The sequence below is a fragment of the Kitasatospora aureofaciens genome (assembly GCF_019192735.1).
In the GTDB taxonomy this organism is placed as follows: domain Bacteria; phylum Actinomycetota; class Actinomycetes; order Streptomycetales; family Streptomycetaceae; genus Kitasatospora; species Kitasatospora aureofaciens_A.
This window is the reverse complement of record NZ_JAHTKP010000044.1, coordinates 1-13,743: the sequence shown is the minus strand read 5'-3', so window position 1 is coordinate 13,743 and position 13,743 is coordinate 1. Positions and strand designations below refer to the sequence as shown.

Genomic DNA, 13,743 nt, shown 5'->3' with positions numbered 1-13,743 from the left:
CTTCCTGCCGTCCGCGCGGACGGCGGTACACCGCCCACGATCGGCCCGCCGCCGCGATCCCGCCACCGGACGGCGCCCTGGCGGGCGAGCGGTGGCCGGGGTCTGAAGCCAGGCCCGGGGACGCTACGCGGGGTCGTGGCGCTTGGCCGTGACGAAGTAGGGCTGCACCTTGCCACTCTGCGCGTAGTCCTTGAGCCGGACCAGGAGTTCGGCCCAGGTGCCGGCCACCATCGGGACGCCGTCCTCGCTGCCGGGCTGCCAGCCGCCGTGGCGGAACAGCAGCCGGGTGCGGTCGGGGGCTCCGGGCTGTTCGGCGAGGTCCCAGCTGATCCAGGTGCCGGCCCAGTGCGGCGGGAAGGCGCCGGCGTTGGCCCACACCACCCGGTCGAGGTCGGCGCGCTCGCGGCGCAGCCGGAACGGCTCGGGGACGTCGGGGAAGTCGAAGAGCAGGGTGTCGCCGTCCCGGTCGACGCCGGTGGTCCACCAGCTGGTCAGCCCGTCGTGGGTGTTCAGCGCGGCGAGGACGACGTCCCGGGGTGCAGCGATGTCGATCTGCATGGCGATCTCGGGCATGAGGTCCGCCTTTCCGTGGCCTGCAACCCCCTCTTCGGCCACCATGGCACGACCCCCGGGCCGACGCGCCTCGGAGGGCGCCGGCCCGGGGGTCGTCTCCTGCGGGACGGGTGCGGTCAGCCGCCGCTGCCGTAGGTGGTGTTCGCGCAGATGTCGTCGTCCGCCGACCGGGCGTCGTTGGTGACGGTGGTGGGCAGCGGGGCCGGGGTGGCCGGGGTGGTGGCGCCCGCGGCACCGGTGGGGGTACCGGCGGCGCCGCCGTTGGCCGCCGCGAAGTCCTTGCCGACGATCACGGTCACGCCCGACGAGGTGCCGGCCTCGACGGTGGCGCCGGGGAACATCGCGGCGACCTTCTCGGCGTTCGCCTTCTGCCCGGAGCCGTACTCGATCATGGTCGTCCTGTACTTGGTGCTCGCCGCCTGGCCCGCCGTGGTGGCGGTGAACTTGGCGGCCTTCAGCTGGTCGGTCGCCTTGCCGGCCAGGCCGTTGCTGAGCGTCCCGTTGTAGACGGCCACCTTGATCGCCTCGTTGGCGGTGTCGCCGGCCGGCGCGGGGGCCGAGCTCGGGGCGGCGGGCTGGGACGGGTTCGCCGCGGCCGGGCTCGCCGGGGCGTCGCCCTGCTGGCCGGTGGCGTTCTGGCCGTCGAGGGTGCGGTCGGCCTTGAGGGTGTCCCAGAGCTTCTGGACGTCTGGCTGGACCAGGTCGATGTTGGCGTCCTGGGTGCGGTAACGCCAGGGCGCCGTCACGAACTTGAGGTCGTGCATGTCGATGTTCTTCAGCGACAGGCCGAAGGAGAGCAGCTTGTCGGCGGAGCTCAGCCCGGGGTCGACGGTCAGCGACTTGGTGGCGGCGTCGGCGAGCGGCAGCAGGTTGGTGGGGCTCAGCCCCTCCTTCTTGATCTTGGTGGCGAGGGAGCTCATGAACGCCTGCTGGCGCTTCATCCGGCCGATGTCGGAGCCGTCGCCGATGCCGTGCCGCAGCCGCACGTAGTCGAGCGCCTTCTGGCCGTCGACCGTCTGCTTGCCCTGCGGGAGGACCAGGTCCCCCTTCTTGTGCAGGTTGGGGTTGATGTCGCCCTCGTAGATCGGCTTAGGCAGGCAGACGTCGACGCCGCCCACCGCCTTGGTCATCGAGGAGAAGCCGTTGAAGTCGACCACGATGGTGTGGTCGACCCGGATGCCGGTGACCTTCTCGATGGTGTTCTGGCTGCAGGCCGGGTTGCCGGCGTCGCTGCCGCCGACCGAGAAGGCCGCGTTGAACAGGTCGCTGCCGCCCTTGGTCCACTTGCCGTTCGGCAGCTTGCAGGGCGGGATCTGGACGATCGCGTTGCGCGGGATCGAGATGCCCACGGCGTGCTTGTGGTCGGCGTAGACGTGCAGCAGGATCGTCGTATCCGAGCGGGCGCCGCCGTCCTCGCCGCCGCCGAGGTCGGAGTTGTTGCCACCGCGGCTGTCGGAGCCGATCAGCAGCACGTTCACCGGCTTGTTGCCGTCCGCGTCGGCCTGCGCCTCCGGCGGGCGGTCGGTGGCTATCGCGTCCGCGTCGAAGGACTTGATGTTGCTGTTCAGCTTGAAGTAGATCGCGCCGCCGGCGCCGGCTATCAGCACCAGCACGCCCGCCGCCGACCAGGCGACGATCTTCTTGACGTTCTTCTTCGGCTTGCGGCTGTTGCGCGCCGCCGCCCGGCCGCTGCCCGTCGGCGGGGCGTCCTTGCCGCCCTTGCCCTGCGTCGCACGCCGGGCCTCGGCCCGGCCACCGGTCCGCGGCCGCGGCACGGCGCCGTCCTCCGTGGTGGGCCCGTCGGACACGTCCTCGCCACGAGCCGGGCTCTCGCCCCGTTGACCTGACATCCGCGTACCTTTCACCGACGGAAGCGACGCCCGTGATGATCGGGCACACCGTACTTTGGGAGACGGTCGGGACCGCGCCCAGGTTGCACAATACGAAGGTCGTAATGACCAACGAACATCATCGGAGGATACAAGCCGGTCGATCGTGAACCGTGTGACCCGGGTCTCCCCCGGCCGCCCGGACGCGGAACGACACGATCCCGGCCCACCGCGGGTGGACCGGGATCACCAGGGGTCGGGCGCCGTCACTGGCAGCTGTGCTGCCAGTTCCAGCCGATGAAGGTGTGCCGGGTCTCGGTCTCGAAACGGCAGGTGGCGGTGCCGTCCGCGTTGAGGTCGATGTACGAGTGCAGGGTGTTCGCGTACCAGAGCCCGGTAACGTCGAAGATCCCCTTGTAGGTGAACTCGGCGTCGGCCTGGGTGTGCGAGACGGTGGCGTCCGCGTTGAGGTCGGTGTTCTTCGTGGCGGACTTCAGCGACCAGCCGGCGTCCCACGGCTCACGGTTCCACTGCTGGGTGGCGTCGGTGTTCGCGGCACTGATCCTGGTGCCGTCGGTGGTCCACGACGACGACGTGTACAGGCCGGTCATCCGGATGTTGCAGCAGTCGAACCACTCGTTCGAGCTCTTGAACTGGCGGGTGGTGCCGGCGTCCGCGGCGGCGGCCGTCCGGGCCTTGGGAGTGACACCGCCCTTGGCGGGGACGAACTTGACCTCGCCCAGCACCGGCTTGCAGTCCGCGCCGACGGTGACCTGCTGCTGCACGGCCATCCCGGCCGGCGGGGCGGGCAGCGCGCCGGTCAGCTTCAGCTCACCGCAGTCCTTCCCGGCCGGGGCCGGGGCCGCAGCCGCCCCGGTCCCGGCGGTGGCGGCGGTGGCCGGAGCGGCCGCCAGGGCCAGGGCTCCAGCGGCGAGCGCGGCAGCGAGAGTTGTACGGTTTCGCAAAGTTCCGGGCCTTCCTGGTGGGTGATCGCCAGGGAGCGTAAACGGCGATGACCGCCGACTGGCCGTTCCACGGAAATGTTGGCAGGAAGCTGACGATGCGCCGGTCGGCCGGTGGTCGGCAGCCGAACGGCAGGCGGCGGGGTCGGTGTGAGGGATCGCCAGTAATAAGGAGGAAAGGGGGAGAGGTCCGCCCGGGGCGCCGGGAGAGTGTGCTTTGGGCGGATGCATGCTTTATGTTGCACAGGCAAGACACGGGGGAGACGGCGGGCGGCGAATGGCACGGGACTACGACAGTCAGCTGCTGGAGTCGGTGGCGGTGCGCCGGCGCAGGTTGCGGGACGCGCTGCTGTTCGGCGCGCAGCGGGTGCGGCGGACGGCGGACGAGCGGTTCGGGAAGGTGTTCGCGGGGATCGCGATCGCGGCTGTGCTGTGCGCCGGGTGCGTCGGCTGGTCGTTCCTCCAGGCCACGCTGGCGAAGCAGAAGGCCGAGCAGCAGAAGCAGCAACAGCAGGTCCAGGTGCCGCGGTACCCGACGGAGCAGCCGTCACGGTCGCCGGCCCCGCCGGTGCCCCCGTCGGCGCTCCCGTCGGCGGCCCCGTCGAAGGCCCCTGAGCCGGTCCATTCGTAGAGGCTTCGTGGAGAAGCATCGGCCCGAGAGGTCGCAAAGGTCGCGATGATAGGTTCCCGCAAGTGGTGAGCACAGCAACGACGTCCCCGGCCCGGCTGAGCAGGGTGACCCTGATCGGGGAGCGGCGCCAGGCCGATGTGGTCCTGCCCTCCGACACGGCGATCGGGCTGCTGCTCCCGGACATCCTGCAGCTGCTGGACGATCAGGCCGCGTCCCGTCCGATGACCCGCCAGCTGGTGACGTCGGACGGTTCCGCGCTGCCGCAGGACAGCACCCTGGACTCGGCGGGGGTGGCCGACGGCGCCGTCCTGCGCCTGGTGCGGACGCACTCCGCTCCGCCCGCCCCGGTCGTGCACGACGTCGTCGACCTGGTGGCCGACGATCTGGATCTGCAAGCGTGGCGCTGGCGTCCGGCGGCCCGCCGGGGCAGTGCGGGGGTGGCGACCGTCGCGTTCTCGGTGGCGGCCGCCCTGCTGGCCCGTCACGAGCTCGCCCTGGACGCGCTGGCCGGCGGGCTGGCGGCGGTCGCGCTCGTGCTGCTGGCGGCCGGGGCGCTGGTCGCCCGGATCGGCCAGGGCAACCGGGGTCTGGCCACCGCGCTGCTGCTCGCCTCGGGCGGGCTCGGCATCCTCGGCGCGTGGAATGCCGCCGACGCCTTCCACTGGGCGCCGCCGCTGCGGCTGGCCGCCGTCGCGGGCGCGCTGATCGTCACGGTCGTGATGCTCGGCTTCTTCTCCCCGCTGGGCCGCGGCGGTCTGATCGGTGCCGTGGCCGTCACGGCGGTCACCGCCGTGTGGGAGGGCGTTGCCGCCGTCCAGACGGATCCGGCCCGGGTGGGCGCCCTGATGGCGGTGCTCTCGGTGGTGCTGCTCGGGCTGCTGCCGCGGCTGGCCCTGATGGCCTCGGGGCTGACCGCGCTGGACGACCGCCGTTCGAGCGGGGCGTCGGTGAGCCGGCACGCGGTGGGCACGGCGCTGGCCGCGACGCACCGCGGTCTGGCGCTGGCGACGATCGCGACCGCGGTCTCGGCCGCCGCCGGGGGCTGGCTGCTGACCCTGGCCGCGAAGCCGACGGCGTGGACGGTGGTGCTACCGTCGCTCGTCGCCGTGGTGCTGTTGTCGCGGGCGCGGGCGTTCCCGCTGGTCGCCGAGGTGGTGGCGCTGCTGGCCGCCGCCGGGGTGCTGGTGGTGCGTCTGGTGGTGCTGTGGATCGGGCACGGAGGGGGTGCCGGGGCGCTGGCCGTCCTGTGTGTCGCCGCGCTGCTGCCGCTGATGGCGCTGGCCGTGCAGCCGCCGGAGCACACCCAGGTGCGGCTGCGGCGACTGGCGGACCTGGTGGAGTCCATCGGGATGGTGGGACTGTTCCCGCTGGCCGTCGGGGTGTTCGGGGTGTACGGGCAGCTGCTCACCAAGTTCTGAGCCGGGTTCAGCCGGTCAGCGGGGTTCAGCCGGTCAGCCGGGCTCAGCCGGTTTCGGCCGGGTTCGAGGGTCAACGCAGGCGCTCCGGGCGGGGCACTAGTCGGATGTTGGAGGGGCAGGGGTAGCCATGCCGAACGGGGAGAACTGGCAGGGCGACGTCCTGCGCGATCTGCGGGCGCAGCTCGACGAGCCCACCTGGAGTGCCGTCCCGCCCGACCCGGCGCTCACCGCTCCGGTCGAGCCGCAGGACCGGGTCCCCGCCCAGGTCCACGATCGGATCGCCGCGGCCCAGTACCCCCCGCCGACCCCCGGCCCGCCCCCGCAGCAGCCGCAGGTGACGGCGCAGCGGACGCCCGACTCCCGTCCCACCGTCGACCGGAACCTCGCCGCCCTGGGCCGCAAGCCGCGCGGCGGTGAGCCGTTCGCGGCCAAGGCGGCCCACGCGGTCTGGAAGAACGTCTCCTCGTCCGCCTCCCGCGAGGTCGCCGAGATCACGAGGATCGCGGAGATCCTCCAGCAGCCGGTGACGACCGGCCGTCAGATCGCCGTTACCTCGATCCGCGGCGGCGCCGGCAAGTCCACGGTCGCGGCCCTGCTCGGCACCACGTACGCGCACTACCGTCAGGACCCCGTCCTGTTCGTGGAGGCCGACCCGGCGCTCGGCTCGCTGCCCATCCGGCTCGGCGCCGAGACGCTGCGCTGGACCGCCAGCGACGTCGCCGAGATCGTGAAGCCGCAGATGTCGCTGCTCGACGTCACCGGCTACCTGGTCCAGCTGCAGAACAACTCCTGGCTGCTGCCGGGCAGTCAGGGCCAGATCGGCGCGATGCTCGACACCCGCGGCTACCAGCGGGTGATGGTGGCGCTGCGCCGGTACTTCGGCGTCACCGTCGTCGACTGCCCGACGCTGCCCGCCGAGGTGGCCCGCGTCGCGCTCTCCGCCGCCCAGGCCCGGGTGCTGGTGACCCCGGCGACCCTGGACGGCGTGGCCAGCACCCAGGCGGTCCTGCAGTGGATGCGCGGCCTGCCCCCGCACGTCATGGCCGGCACGGTGGTCGTGCTCACCGAACTGACCCCGCACCCCGGCGTCGACGTCGACGCGGCGGTGCGCACCCTCCGCTCCACCGGGACGACCGTCCACGTCCTCCCGTACGACCGCCACCTCGCGGCCGGCGGCGCCATCCGCACCGACCTGCTCGCCCGCGCGACCAGGGCGACCGTCACCCGGCTCGCTGCGGACGTCTTCCAGCTCTCCCAGAATCGCCACTGACGATGAGTACCCGACTGATCCACCGCCCGGCCCGGACGGTCCGCCCGCCGGCCGCCCCCGAGGCCCGCACCATCGAGGCCCCGCCCAACCTGCCCGAGGGCAAAGCGGGCAACATCGCCATGTCGCTGCTGCCGATGGCCGGCGTCATGTCGTCGGTCGTCATGATGACGGTCGTGCGCAACAGCCAGTTCGCCGGGCTCGGCGCGATCATCCTGCTGGTCACCGTCATGGGCTCGGTCGGCCTGCTCTTCTCCCAGCGCGGCAAGGCCCAGCGCACCCGCCGCACCCAGCGCGAGGCCTACCTCACGTACCTGGAGGACCTGCGCGAGGAGCTCGCCGCCGAGGAGCGCGCCCGCGGCGACCACGCCGACGTGCTCAACCCGCCGCCCGGCGCCCTGTACGACATCGTCCGCGACCCGGCCCGGCTGTGGGAGCGCCGCCGCGTCGACGGCGACTTCCTGCGGGTGCGCGTCGGCACCGGCGAGATGCCCGTACGCGACCTGCGGATCGGCCAGCAGAGCTCGTCCGCGATGACCCCGCCGGACCGCTTCATGCTCAACGAGGCCTCCGCCCTCACCACCCGCTTCCGCACCGGCACCGAACTCCCGCTCACCGTCCCGCTCGACCGGGTCGGCGACATCAGCGTCATCGGGCCGCGCGAGGACTGCCTGCGGGTCGCCCGCGCCCTGCTGGTGCAGGCCGCCGCCCTGCACGCGCCCGACGACGTCGCCGTCGCGCTGGCCGTGCCCGGCGACCGGCTCGCCGAATGGGAGTGGGCCAAGTGGCTGCCGCACCTGCTCGACACCGACCAGTACGACGGCCCGGTCGCAGCCCGCCGCATCGCCCCCTCGATGCCGCAGCTGGCCCGCCAGCTCGGCCCCGAACTGCGCCGCCGCGCCTCCTACGCGACCGAGGTGCGCCGCGGCCTGTCCGGCGCCGACGCGCTGTCGATGACCTCCCGGCTGCTGGTCGTGGCCGACGGGCACGGCGAGGACGCCGTCGACCTGCCGCGCCCGGACGACGCGGTCGGCCTGCGCGAGATGGGCGTCACCGTCCTGCACCTGCTGGAGCGGCGGGTCCAGGAGCCCGGCCAGGTCGGCGTGCGGATCACCGTCGAGGGCGACCAGGTGCTCATCGAGGACCTCCGCCAGGAGCAGCCGATCAGCGCCCACGGCACCGTGGACGAGGTCGGCCCCGCCTTCGCCGAGGGCCTGGCCCGGATGCTCGCCCCGCTGCGGCTGTCCGCCGAGTCGCTCGGCGACGCCCCGCTGAGCGGGCCGGTCGAGTTCGCGGGCCTGCTCGGCATCGAGGACGTCGCCCGGCTCGACCTCGCCCGGCTGTGGGCCCCGCGCGGCGAACGCGCCTTCCTGCGGGTGCCGATCGGCATCAGCGACAGCCACGAGCCGGTGCTGCTCGACCTCAAGGAGTCCTCCGAACTGGGCATGGGCCCGCACGGCCTGTGCGTCGGCGCCACCGGCTCCGGCAAGTCCGAGCTGCTGCGCAGCCTCGTGCTCGCCCTGGTGGCCACGCACCCGCCGGAGGACCTCTCGCTCGTCCTGGTCGACTACAAGGGCGGTGCGACCTTCGCCCCGTTCGCGAACCTGCCGCACGTGGCCGGCGTGATCACCAACCTGGAGAACCAGGCCGGTCTGGTCGAGCGCGTGCACGCCTCGCTCGCCGGTGAGGTCAAGCGCCGCCAGCAGGTCCTCAAGGACGCCGGGAACGTCGCCGACATCGGCTCCTACGCCGCCCTGCGGGCCGAGCGCCGGCCCGACCTGGAGCCACTGCCGCACCTGTTCGTCGTCATCGACGAGTTCGGCGAACTCCTCACCGCCAAGCCGGACTTCATCGACCTGTTCCTGTCCATCGGCCGGATCGGCCGCTCCATCGGCGTGCACCTGCTGCTCTCCAGCCAGCGCATCGAGGGCGGCAGCCTGCGCGGCCTGGACACCTACCTGTCCTACCGGCTCGGCCTGCGCACCTTCTCCGCCGACGAGTCCCGCACGGTCCTCGACACCACCGACGCCTTCCACCTCCCGCCGCTGCCCGGCTTCGGCTACCTCAAGGTCGACACCAGCCACTACGAGCGGTTCAAGGCCAGCTACGTCTCCGGCGCCTACCGCGGCCCGGTCCAGCGCGAGGACGAGGACGCAGGCCCGCTCGCCCTGGAGTACGGCGCCTTCAACACCCCGGCCAAGGCCGAGGGCCAGGACGGCCCGGAACCGGCCGCCCGCCGCCGCACCACCGGCCCGACCGAACTGGGCGTCGTGGTCGAGCAGCTGGAGAACGCCGCGGCCCCGGTCCGGCGGATCTGGCTGCCGCCGCTGCCCGCCGCGATCGCGCTGGACACCGTCGCCGGGCCGCTCGACGTCGGCCCGCGCGGCATGCAGCTCACCGGCCGGCGCGGCCGCCTCCAGGTGCCGCTCGGCCTGCTCGACGACCCCACCCGGCAGTGGCAGGGCAAGTGGTTCCTGGACCTGACCGTGGCCGGCGGCCACGCCGCCTTCATCGGCGGCCCGCAGTCCGGCAAGACCACCCTGCTGCGCACCCTGGTCCTGTCGCTCGCGCTCACCCACACGCCGCAGGAGGTCGGCGTCTACGGCCTCGACCTGGTCGGCGGCGGCCTCCAGGCACTGGCCGGACTGCCGCACGTCGGCGGCATCGCGGGCCGGGCCGACCGCGAGCGCGCGGCCCGCACGGTCGAGGAGGTCCGGGCGATGCTCACCGCCCGCGAGGACCTCTTCCGCGACCACAACATCGACTCCGTCGACCAGCTGCGCAGCCTGCACGCCGCGGGCCGGCTGCCGGAGCTCGCCTCCGCCGAGATCGTCCTGGTCATCGACGGCTTCGGCGCGCTGCGCGACGACTTCGAGGAGCTGGACGACGCCGTCGTCGACATCCTCAAGCGCGGCGGCGGCTACGGCATCCACGTCGTGGCGGGCATGCTGCGCTGGAACGACGTCCGGATCGCCGCCCAGTCGAACTTCGGCACCCGGGCCGAGCTGCGGCTCAACGACCCGACCGAGTCCAGCATCGAGCGCAAGCTCTCCGAGACCCTCTCCGCCGACGAGCCCGGCCGCGTCCTGACCGACGGGCGGCTGTTCGCCCAGGTCGCGCTGCCCCGGATCGACGGCCTCGCCGACAACGGCGAGCTCGGCACCGTCCTGGAGCAGACCGCCAGGACCGTCCGCGCCACCTGGACCGGCGAGCTCGCCCAGCCGGTCCGCGTGCTGCCGCACGTCCTGGAGCCGCACCTGCTGCCCGGCCCGGTCGCCGAGCCGCGGCGGGTGCCGATCGGCCTGGACCAGGCGGCGCTCGCGCCCGTCCTGCTCGACCTGTTCCACCACGACCAGCACCTGCTGGTCATGGGCGACAGCGAGTGCGGCAAGTCCAACCTGCTGAAGACCATCGCCGGCGGGCTGATCGAGCGGCACGGCGAGGACGAGATCGTGTTCGCCGTGATGGACCCGCGCCGCAGCCTGCGCGGCGTGATCCCCGAGGAGTACAACGGCGGCTACGCCTACAACGCCCGGATGTGCGCCGGCCTCGCCGCCGCCGTCGCGGGCGAGCTGGAGAAGCGGCTGCCCGACGAGAACGCGCCGCTGGAGGACCTGGAGCCGGGCCGCTGGCGCGGCGGCGGCCCGCGGATCGTGGTGCTCGTCGACGACTACGACGTCCTCACCACGGCCGGCCAGGGCCCGCTCGCGCCGTTCCTGCCGTACCTGCCCTCCGCGGCCGACATCGGCCTGCACTTCGTCGTGACCCGCCGCGTCGCGGGCGCCTCGCGCGGCATGTACGAGCCGCTCGTGCAGGGCCTGCGCGAGTCCGGCGCCTCGGCGCTGGTGATGACCGGCGACCGCGGCGAGGGACAGCTGTTCCCCGGCGTGTACGCCGCGCAGCAGCCCGCCGGGCGCGGCGTCATCATCCGCCGGGGGCAGCCGAACCGCCTGGTCCAGACCGTGTACACGCCCGAGTAACCGAAGGACTCGACGACATGACCAAGGACGTCATCGCCCTCACCCCGCGGATGCCGGACGCCTGGACGGTGCTCGCCGGCCTCCTCTCCGGCGGCCCCGACAAGCTCCTGGACACGACGGGCGAGGGCGCGGTCGTCCAGCTCCTCGACGAGCAGGCCCGGCCGCTGGTCTCGGTCGAGGCGCCGCTGCTGGTGCAGGTCCCGGGCGAGGCCGAGCGGCTGCTGGGCGCGACTCCGCCGCGCGTGCCCTACTGGTGGACCGAGGCCCGCGCCACCACCGGCGTGCCCGACGCCGAGAAGCTCGCCGGCACCTTCGCGGCCCGCGTCGCCCACCTCGCCGACGGCACCGCGTGGCCGCGGGAGGCGACCCGCTCGCTGGCCGTCGTCGAGACCGCCGGGATCACCGCCGCGCCCACCCCGGCCGCCGCGCAGCCCGCCGTCGACGTGCTGACCGAGAAGGTCGCCGTGGTCATCATGGACCGCCCGGTGGTCGCCATGACGGCCTGGCTCTCCGACGCCTTCCGGGCCGCCGCCGAGTCCAACCGCGGCCTGCAGATCGTCACCCCGGCCGGCACCACCCTCTCCCCCGCCGTGCGCGGCAACCTGCCCGGCTGGCCGTCCCGCTGGGTCGTCCAGGACGAGCGGGACGGCTACTACGACGGCCTCACCGGTGCCGTCCTGCGCTGGCAGGAGGGCATGTTCGCCACCGTGGTGAACCCGGAGGGCATCGAGGACGACCCCCGCACCCCGGTCGCCTCCTCCTACCAGGAGGTCTCGGCCACCGGCGACCTCCAGCTGGCCGTCACCTTCCGCGCCGCCCACCCCGCCGACCAGCGCCTCGTGCTCGGCGGCGCCCTGGAGACCGTCTGGCGCGAGCTCACCGGCGAGCCGCCGGCCGGCTGGGGCACCGCCGAACCCGCCAACCTGCCCTGGTCCCCGGGCCGGCTCACCGACCTCGCGTACTCCCGGGCGCCCGAACCCACCTGGTTCGTCGTCGTCGGCAGCCCCGAACGCCCAGGCCTGGCCACGCTGAAGGTCACCCGCACCAAGTCCGGCGTCGAGGAGGAGGTGACCCTCGCCTTCGGCTACGGGCCCGGCGAGGAGCCGCCGCTGGACGCCCTGCCGCGGATGGCCGAGACGCTGGTGACCCGCCACCGGCTCAAGTCGATGCTGCTCCAGCTGCGCCGCGCCCGCCGCGACCTGGCGGTGCCCGCGTACTTCGAGGGCCCCGGCGTGCCGCTGGCCTTCGTGCTCGGCGCGGAGGAGGTCCGGGCCATCCCGGACGACCGCGCCCGCCGGACGCCGCTGTCGGCGGAGCCTGTCAGACTGGGTCCGAAGGCCCGGCCGGCCTACTACTACCCGATGCCCGGGGATCCGTCCGACCTCTCGGGGTGGGCGGAATTCGAGCGTCTGGTGCGGCATTTGAAGGGCGAGTGAAGGTCTCGGCGGCGACCGGCGGCGACACGCCTGGTGGTGTGTCATACGTTGGTCACAACCCTGGGGCCACGCCTTGCGACCGGGATATAGGTTGATAGAAATGGACATACTTACGATTCGTCGAGCGGACGGGGGAGCAGTATGAAGTTCGACATGGGGAACCAGGCGCTGCAGACGCTGATGTCGGGGTCGAAGACCTCGAACACGGATCTGGGTGCGCTGGTCAAGCAGCTCGTGGCGGCGGCGGAGCCGCTGGAGGGCAAGTTCAACGGTCAGGGCAAGCAGATGTTCGACGGCTTCAAGTCGCGGGCGGACGAGATCGCGAACGCGCTGAACTCGTCGCTGTCGGCGATCCTGGGCGGGCAGTCGGGCATGGAGCAGGCCTTCGGTCAGGGTGACCAGGAGCAGGGCCAGAACGCGAAGACGAACATGACGTCCGCGCGCTTCGACGCGGCTCGGTTCGGCGCCCGCTGACCGGAGCCGGTCGGCTCTTTCCCTGCAGGACCCGCAGGGCTTACGGGACTTGCAGGACCAGCAGGATTTTCGGGACTTCAACGGGGAGTGTGATCTGTCATGGCCGGTGGCGGGGGTTCGGACCGTCGTTCGTACGACCACGGTGCTTCGTCCGAGGCGCAGCGCAACATCCAGGGCGTGATCGGCCAGCTGGAGCAGGTGATGACCGCGCGTGACGCGCAGGTGAAGGCCGTCATGGGCGACTTCCAGGCGGACGGCGTGTCGGAGGAGTACCACGCCAAGGAGCAGCGCTGGAAGAACGCCTCGCAGGAGGTGCGCAACATCATCGCGCTGCTGCGCAAGACGCTGGAGCAGAACGACAGCACCGCGCAGCAGACGGTCGCGCGCGCCAAGACCGCCGTCGACAACATCGGCTGACGCGGGCCGATCCACTAGGCACGGACAACGGGGGAGCTCGACATGGCGGGTGACTGGGACATCCAACCGCAGGGCGTCCAGGGCCAGTTGAAGATCGTCGGCGGACACGCCGGCGATCTGTCGACGGCCCTGAACAACCTGGTGACGGACATGCAGGCGGCGGCGCAGGCCGCCGGTACGGCAGTGCCGGGTTCGCATGCGAAGGTCGAAATCCAGGGCCCGGTGCCCGTGGGCGCACCTCCGTTGTCGCACGGCGCGATGGGCCCGGTCGCGGCAGCCCTCTCGCAGTACCTGGAAGGCCGACAGGCCGAGTTGAAGTCGATGTCGGAGCGCATCGAGGCCTGCCTGACCGGCACGGTCAAGGCCGTCAACGAGTACATCGCCGGTGACCTGACCGCCGCGAAGAACGCCCAGAACGCAGCGAAGTCCGTAGACCTCAAGGCGCTCGGCATCCAGCCGGAGGACAAGAGCAAGTGAGCGACGAAAACCCGGTGAACCCGGCCGAGGTGCCGGTCTTCACGGGCAACCTGACCACGCTCGACGAGAAGGTCAAGTCGATCTCGACGGGCGGGGCGACGATCGCCACGGCCGCGGGGGACGTTCACACCAGCTTCGGCGGGCTGAGCGCCTTCTACAAGGCGCCCGAGGCCGACCAGCTGTTCGCGACGACGAAGCCGGTGTCCGACCTCGGGCTGAAGCTCAGCCAGGACATCTGCACGATCTCGGGCGCGCTGGGGCAGTACTCCAAGGACGCCG

General features: G+C 72.7%; 11 protein-coding genes and 1 pseudogene. 9 read left to right on the top strand and 3 right to left on the bottom strand.

Features of this window, described 5'->3' with window-relative positions; translation table 11 throughout:
* Nucleotides 1-123 precede the first annotated feature (123 nt).
* The 3 genes from KV557_RS30540 to KV557_RS30530 all read right to left on the bottom strand — a co-directional run bounded on the left by KV557_RS30540 (nt 124) and on the right by KV557_RS30530 (nt 3,367).
* The gene (locus tag KV557_RS30540; protein WP_218204786.1) at nt 124-573 is read right to left on the bottom strand and encodes an SRPBCC family protein; all 450 of its coding nucleotides are present in this window, start codon (nt 571-573) and stop codon (nt 124-126) included.
* Between the two features lie 116 nt (nt 574-689).
* Nucleotides 690-2,423, bottom strand: a complete 1,734-nt coding sequence (locus KV557_RS30535) for an LCP family protein (RefSeq protein ID WP_218204785.1) — start codon at nt 2,421-2,423, stop codon at nt 690-692.
* 245 nt (nt 2,424-2,668) lie between these two features.
* A complete protein-coding gene (locus tag KV557_RS30530; protein WP_218204784.1) occupies nt 2,669-3,367 on the bottom strand; it encodes a hypothetical protein in 699 nt (232 codons plus the stop codon).
* 274 nt (nt 3,368-3,641) lie between these two features.
* On the opposite strand from KV557_RS30530, the gene KV557_RS30525 reads away from it, so the two are divergent.
* The 9 genes and pseudogenes from KV557_RS30525 to KV557_RS30485 all read left to right on the top strand — a co-directional run.
* A complete protein-coding gene (locus tag KV557_RS30525) occupies nt 3,642-3,995 on the top strand; it encodes a hypothetical protein (protein ID WP_256178180.1) in 354 nt (117 codons plus the stop codon).
* A 62-nt stretch (nt 3,996-4,057) separates the two neighbouring features.
* Nucleotides 4,058-5,413, top strand: coding sequence for a type VII secretion integral membrane protein EccD (gene eccD / locus KV557_RS30520; protein WP_218204783.1), 1,356 nt, complete (start codon nt 4,058-4,060; stop codon nt 5,411-5,413).
* Between the two features lie 127 nt (nt 5,414-5,540).
* On the top strand, nt 5,541-6,683 hold the full coding sequence (locus tag KV557_RS30515; RefSeq protein WP_218204782.1) for a MinD/ParA family ATP-binding protein: 1,143 nt from the start codon (nt 5,541-5,543) through the stop codon (nt 6,681-6,683).
* A 2-nt stretch (nt 6,684-6,685) separates the two neighbouring features.
* Entirely contained in the window at nt 6,686-10,660 is a 3,975-nt protein-coding gene (gene eccCa, locus KV557_RS30510; RefSeq protein WP_218204781.1) for a type VII secretion protein EccCa, read from the top strand.
* Nucleotides 10,661-10,677: 17 nt separating this feature from the next.
* A complete protein-coding gene (locus tag KV557_RS30505; RefSeq protein ID WP_218204780.1) occupies nt 10,678-12,096 on the top strand; it encodes a DUF6177 family protein in 1,419 nt (472 codons plus the stop codon).
* Between the two features lie 141 nt (nt 12,097-12,237).
* Nucleotides 12,238-12,570, top strand: coding sequence for a hypothetical protein (locus tag KV557_RS30500; protein WP_218204779.1), 333 nt, complete (start codon nt 12,238-12,240; stop codon nt 12,568-12,570).
* Nucleotides 12,571-12,669: 99 nt separating this feature from the next.
* The gene (locus KV557_RS30495) at nt 12,670-12,987 is read left to right on the top strand and encodes a pore-forming ESAT-6 family protein (protein WP_218204778.1); all 318 of its coding nucleotides are present in this window, start codon (nt 12,670-12,672) and stop codon (nt 12,985-12,987) included.
* 42 nt (nt 12,988-13,029) lie between these two features.
* Entirely contained in the window at nt 13,030-13,464 is a 435-nt protein-coding gene (locus KV557_RS30490) for a DUF6507 family protein (protein ID WP_218204777.1), read from the top strand.
* Nucleotides 13,461-13,743 (top strand): annotated as a pseudogene (locus KV557_RS30485) (hypothetical protein); the annotation flags it as partial. The gene KV557_RS30490 and the pseudogene KV557_RS30485, both read left to right, overlap by 4 nt.